This window comes from uncultured Nostoc sp. (assembly GCF_964245575.1).
In the GTDB taxonomy this organism is placed as follows: Bacteria; Cyanobacteriota; Cyanobacteriia; order Cyanobacteriales; family Nostocaceae; genus Nostoc.
Map to the genome: position 1 here is coordinate 1 of NZ_CAXTNP010000478.1, position 3,459 is coordinate 3,459.

General features: G+C 42.2%; 4 protein-coding genes. All 4 read right to left on the reverse strand.

Features of this window, described 5'->3' with window-relative positions:
- Positions 1-56: 56 nt before the first annotated feature.
- Complete coding sequence (locus ACFFAP_RS37195; protein ID WP_375515904.1) at positions 57-341, reverse strand: hypothetical protein; 285 nt, start codon at positions 339-341, stop codon at positions 57-59.
- Between the two features lie 208 nt (positions 342-549).
- On the reverse strand, positions 550-1,107 hold the full coding sequence (locus tag ACFFAP_RS37200; protein ID WP_375515905.1) for a hypothetical protein: 558 nt from the start codon (positions 1,105-1,107) through the stop codon (positions 550-552).
- A gap of 134 nt (positions 1,108-1,241) precedes the next feature.
- Positions 1,242-2,126, reverse strand: a complete 885-nt coding sequence (locus ACFFAP_RS37205) for a hypothetical protein (protein ID WP_375515906.1) — start codon at positions 2,124-2,126, stop codon at positions 1,242-1,244.
- 188 nt (positions 2,127-2,314) lie between these two features.
- Positions 2,315-2,998, reverse strand: coding sequence for a hypothetical protein (locus ACFFAP_RS37210; RefSeq protein WP_375515907.1), 684 nt, complete (start codon positions 2,996-2,998; stop codon positions 2,315-2,317).
- Between the last annotated feature and the right edge of the window lie 461 nt (positions 2,999-3,459).

Consider the following 3,459-nt stretch of genomic DNA (forward strand, 5'->3'; position numbering starts at 1 on the left):
TAGCAGTAAAGTGTGCCATAATTTATCGTGGAATCGATTTTTCTCTCCAGTCAGATTTAATCAGTCAGACTGTAGAGTTTTTCACGGATAATCTGATTGAGTTTTTCCTTTAATTCATCAGGCAGAGCATTAAAATCAAACTCTTTAGAGTCCCAAACCTCATCAAGACTTGTTGACTCATCAACGATATTTGCAATCAAACAAGATTCATCGTCGTAGTTCCAGCCATTTGCTAAAAGCCACGGCAGAATTCCTTCAGATTGCAATAATTTCTCAATGTCGAACGAATCAGAAAACTGCTGTAAGTTTTCGATATTGGGGTGCAGAAGTGTTGTTGTCATTTCTTGTTATTGGTAAATAGGTAGACAGCAAAAAGAGGGGGAAAGGTTAAAGGGGAAAGGGAAAGGGATTCATGAATTAAATCATCCTTAGAAAAGCAAGGTTTTTACCTTTACCCCTTTCCCTTTTCCCATTGCCCTTCTTTATTAGCTGTAGACAAAGTTTGAGCAACTTCTAATTCCAATTGCCCAAACTCTATTTCCGACTTCGTTAAAACGCTATCTCATTCGCAGCTTTTGTCACAGCTAAAGCTTGTTCCCAGATTTCTTGCCAATTGGTCTGCTCGTTATAGGATGCCATAACTAGTTCCGACCCAACCCACACCCGACAGAACAACACGCTTTCATCGCTTGTCCCTGGAGTAGGCTGTAGTGTGATGGGAGAATATAGTTGTTCTGGAGTAAGAGTTGCGATCGCCGCAAGTATACTTTTAGCAAAGTGAGTATCATGACCACTTTCTAATATATAGGGTCTGTCTGCTTGAATTGTAATCAGCAACTTGTAAACTTCCTTTCCTCTGCGCTCACACTTCTCGAATTTAAGTTCTTTTAGATATCCAGTTAAGGCAGTTTGGGTAATCGCACTTGCTTCACTGTTGTTTAAGGTATACCACAGCGAACCATTGTGACGATTGCAGTAGATTTTGCAATTGCCAGCTTGAGAGTGCAATCCTAGTTTTGGCTTATTGATTGAAGAGATTAATTGCTTGAGTAGTTCCTCTTGGCGCATCAAAGCAGCAAGTAAATCCGATGTTTCTTGAGGGGTCATTGTTCAATACCAATATATTTCACTTTCGCATTGGCGTAGCCGTTTAATTGTGATATATGAGGCGTAGAGCCAATAAAATAGCGCTCTTGATTTTACAAAAGCGCTTTTTATTACTAATTATTTGTAGTTACAGGTTATTCGTGTGAATTAAATCTTGCTAACAACTCTTCACGGGATAATTCAAGACATAGGGGAGTAAATTCTTCTGGTGTTAACTGCAATAAACTATCGACTACTCTTGAGAGTTCTTCATCCATAGAACCAAACCGGAATCTTAACAAGTTTTCTACTACTTGACGTTGCCCCTCTTGTACCGCTTGCGCTCTTGCTTCTTGATAAGCTTCTGTTAAGTTCATGATCAACTCCTGGTCATCTCTGGTTAATTCTGTCTGTGTCATTACACTGATACGCCATCTGTAAATTATTTCCAGTACGTTCCGGCGTACAAGATCGGATGGTGGTAATGCAACCAGTTCTTCTACTGCCTCCCTTTGTACTTTTCCCCTCCCCAAGAGCCGAAACCATAGTGTGTCTGGAGTTCGCGGTAGCTTATTAGTTGCCACTATTGCTGCCCTTAAACCCAATGGCAGAAAGTACACTCCGCTCATCCAATTGTCTAAATCTAGTTTAGCTTCAAAAGCCTTGAGCAAAGCTTTTGAAGCACTTGGAGAAATAATCCACAGTTGTGCTAGCTCGTTCTCCGCTATTGTTGTGTCTTCCCTGTTAGCTTTACGCTGTGCGTCTGCAATCACAGTGAACAATTTTTGTAGACAGTTACGTACTTCTGTTCTATTCGGTTGATTGCGAAACGGTTCTAGTAAAGTAGTATTTAATACCGTTATTCTACCCAATAATCCTAAAGTTTCTACATTAGTAGCGGATGTTGGTGTTGGCGAAAATAACACATCAACAAATCTTGTTTCATCAGTGACTTCCCTGTTAGTTTTTACTTCCCCAAAGGGAGAAAGTAACTCTTCTAAAAACTGCTTGGCAAATTTATCGTGAGGTTGTTGGGTCATTTTGTAAGGGCGAACTGTGTTTTATTTTACGAGGTTGAGAAAAGCTTAGTGGTGGGCATTAAAACCCACCATTTCACTTACGCCGCTACCAATTCCCGACGAACTTGCGGCAGTTCAATCGGAGCAGTTATGGACAGTGCTTCTACAGCCTCTCTGACGCTCCAATACTTCATGCCATTGCTACGTTGTCAGTAATAAGTCTTGGGATCGTTTTCCCAGACTTCATCACCGTTTCTGACCTTGAAGAGTATGCCCAAAAACTCACCGTCCAGATATACGTTGTGAGCCGTCTGGAGGTCAGTGCGTCCTACATAGGTCAGTCGATAGCCGTCCACTGGCATACACAAGTCTTCTGCACGAGTGCCGCGATAGGAGCAGTTACCGCAGCCGTGACCACCACAGTCTGGGCAGATAGCAGCAGGCATATTCCACTTCGGCAGGGTGAAGTCCCATTCAGATGGTGGCATTAATATTCGAGCCTTGTGAGAGATATAACAACCAGCATGACCGATTACTTTATCAGAATGGTATTGGACACTCAACGATAACCAATCACAATCACCCAACAAGCCAATTTTCTCAGAAGCTTGTTTTAATTCCTTTTCTTCCTTATGATTGCGCTCTACTGGAGCAGAAAGACTTGCTTTTACCTCTGCAACAGCGCGTTTGAAACATTGTTTGTGGTATCGAGCATAACCGTGGGTCATTTTTACCCACACGATATCATCCGAGTTTATCCAGATAGTCACTACATCTTCGGGCTTGCACTCTTTTGAGTAGTCCGACTGATTGACGATAGTTGCAATGATTTGGCGATCCTGTGTGGTTAACGGATCTTTTGTTGGCGCAGGGGCTAAACTTTGTGTCATCATTATAAATTGCCTCTTCTTTAGTAGGTTGGGGCATAGGGGCGATCGCTAGTTTTCCAGACGGAGCGATCACCCTATTTTTATTGGTCAATTTGTTGTGCTGAAGCACAACACTCTCAATTTAGAATTGGCGAAGCCTCATTTTTCTTGCTCCTAACCAGTAGTTAGAGCTACTAAGCAAAAGACATAGTGCGTCACGCGACCGACGGCTTCAATAGTATTATTGGCCAGCCACTGCACTAAGGCGATTGCTTCTGCTTTGAATAAAAGGCTTGCTCAAAATGGCTGTGTGTCCGTTGATTGCTTCTCCAGGCTTCTTTACCCACTCAATAGAGTTTGTGCTATACCCCGGTGATCATGTCTCTAGACTATGTTTCGAGTTGGAATGTTGGCTTGACTTGGTTTGTAATGGAATGGCACTAAGAAAAGCTCTAAGCTATACGAAATAAGGGCTACAGCTTTGA

Bases quoted from the DNA above. Each gene is read 5' to 3' on its own strand.
- ACFFAP_RS37195 (WP_375515904.1), bottom strand. From the start codon at position 341: ATGACAACAACACTTCTGCACCCCAATATCGAAAACTTACAGCAGTTT.
- ACFFAP_RS37200 (WP_375515905.1), bottom strand. From the start codon at position 1,107: ATGACCCCTCAAGAAACATCGGATTTACTTGCTGCTTTGATGCGCCAA.
- ACFFAP_RS37205 (WP_375515906.1), bottom strand. From the start codon at position 2,126: ATGACCCAACAACCTCACGATAAATTTGCCAAGCAGTTTTTAGAAGAG.
- ACFFAP_RS37210 (WP_375515907.1), bottom strand. From the start codon at position 2,998: ATGATGACACAAAGTTTAGCCCCTGCGCCAACAAAAGATCCGTTAACC.